At 36.0% G+C, this 1350-nt stretch carries 1 pseudogene; it reads left to right on the plus strand.

The features are described from left to right. Nucleotides 1–1239 (plus strand): annotated as a pseudogene (locus ACFIK8_RS09370) (ATP-binding protein); the annotation flags it as partial. Nucleotides 1240–1350: the final 111 nt, after the last annotated feature.

Genomic DNA, 1350 nt, shown 5'->3' on the forward strand with positions numbered 1-1350 from the left:
CCATATCATAATGATGCATTACAAGATTTGATCATTATATCTGTTATAGAAACAACAGAACAAAAAATGCTTGAAGATAAAATAATGCAACGTCAAAAAATGCAAGCTGTCGGGCAATTGGCTGGTGGTATTGCGCATGATTTTAATAACGTTGTAACAGCGATTTTGATGTCATGCGATTTTCTTTTAAATATGCATCGTAGTTCTGATCCAGCACATGCTGATCTTATTAATATTAAAAATAATGCTAACCGTGCGGCTGCACTTGTGCAGCAATTATTAGCTTTTTCTAGAAAGCAAACGCTTCGACCTGAAAAAGTTGATTTTACAGAACTTTTGTCAGATATTCGCAATCTTATTTTACCTCTTTTAGGCAATAATATTCAGTTGAAAATTATTCATGGGAGAGATTTGTGGAGCGTTGAAGTTGATCAAGCATCTTTTCAGCGTGTTATTATAAATTTGGTTATTAATGCACGTGATGCTATGTCAGAGGGAGGTGTTGTTACGATTGCAACCAATAATATTACAAAACAACAAAGTGCTGAATTTGATAATGTTGGTTTTGCAATTGGCGAATATGTACAGCTGACTATTTCAGATACAGGAACTGGTATATCAGCTGCTGTACAAGAAAAAATGTTTGAACCATTTTTTACAACAAAAGAAGTTGGAAAAGGAACTGGGCTTGGTTTATCAATGGTTTATGGAATTATCAAACAGACAGGTGGTTACATTTACTGTGATAGCCGAGAAGGGGAAGGGGCAACATTTCATATCTTTCTTCCGCGTTATATTCCTGATACTGATAGTGAAGTTTCTCAGAAAATTGAAAAAGGTGAAGAGCAGGAAAAAAAAATAGACTTAACTGGATCGGCAACTGTTTTGCTGGTTGAAGATGAAGATGCTGTCAGAATGGGTGGGGTGAGGGCACTTCAAATGAGAGGATATAATGTTTTGGAAGCTGCAAGTGGGGTGGAAGCGCTTGCCATTCTTGAAGAAAGTAAGGGCGCTGTTGATATTATTGTTGCCGCGGTGGTGATGCCAGAAATGGATGGGCCGACTTTGCTCAAAGAATAGCGTCAAAAATATCCTGATATTAAATTGATTTTTGTTTCTGGGTACACGAAAGATGCTTTTACTAAAAATCTTCCACAAAATGCTATTTTCGGCTTTTTATCTAAACCATTTACACTCAAACAGTTAACTCTAGCAGTTAAAGAAACGCTTGCGCAGTGAAATAGAGAAATTGTGTTTTTTAGACAAAAAGTCAGCGTATTTTGGAACGATCATTATAAAAAATGCGTAAAACCAGTAAATCGCATAACAGTGAACTAAATAAATAAGGGT

The organism is Bartonella sp. MR168JLCBS, assembly GCF_042194175.1.